Genomic DNA, 492 nt, shown 5'->3' with positions numbered 1-492 from the left:
CAGCTCCTGCTGGATACGGGTCACCCAGCCCTGGGCCGGTCAGGGCTGGGGCATGCTGGCGATACCGCGTATCGGTCAGGAGGTGGTGGTGGACTTTCTTAACGGCGACCCGGACCAGCCGATTGTCACCGGGCGCACCTACCATGCCAGCAATCTGCCGCCGGGGGACCTGCCCGGCAGCAAAACCCAGATGACCTTCCGCTCCAAAACCCACAAAGGGGACGGCTACAACGAACTGCGCTTCGAGGATGCCAAAGGCAGTGAAGCGCTGGCTTTACACGCCCAGCGGGACATGCACACCGTGGTGAAACACGACCAGACCCTGGTGGTGGAAACCGGCAACCGCCAGGTGGCGGTGAAGAGCGGCGATGAACAGACCCGCATTGAGCAGGGCAGCCTCACCGAAACCGTCTGCCGGCTGCGCAGCACCGAAGCCAACCAGATACAGGTCAAAGCCACCGCGGGCAACGCCGGCGAGGGTACCCAGCTCTA

General features: G+C 64.0%; 1 protein-coding gene. It reads left to right on the top strand.

Annotated features, from left to right (window positions below; genetic code table 11):
• The coding region (tssI, locus tag SLS51_RS23285; protein WP_323840848.1) for a type VI secretion system tip protein TssI/VgrG at window positions 1–492 on the top strand (492 nt) is incomplete at both ends.

This window comes from Photorhabdus africana (assembly GCF_035181445.1).
Classification (GTDB): domain Bacteria; phylum Pseudomonadota; class Gammaproteobacteria; order Enterobacterales; family Enterobacteriaceae; genus Photorhabdus; species Photorhabdus laumondii.
The sequence above is the reverse complement of the archived record's forward strand: the minus strand, read 5'-3'. Positions and strand labels throughout refer to the sequence as shown.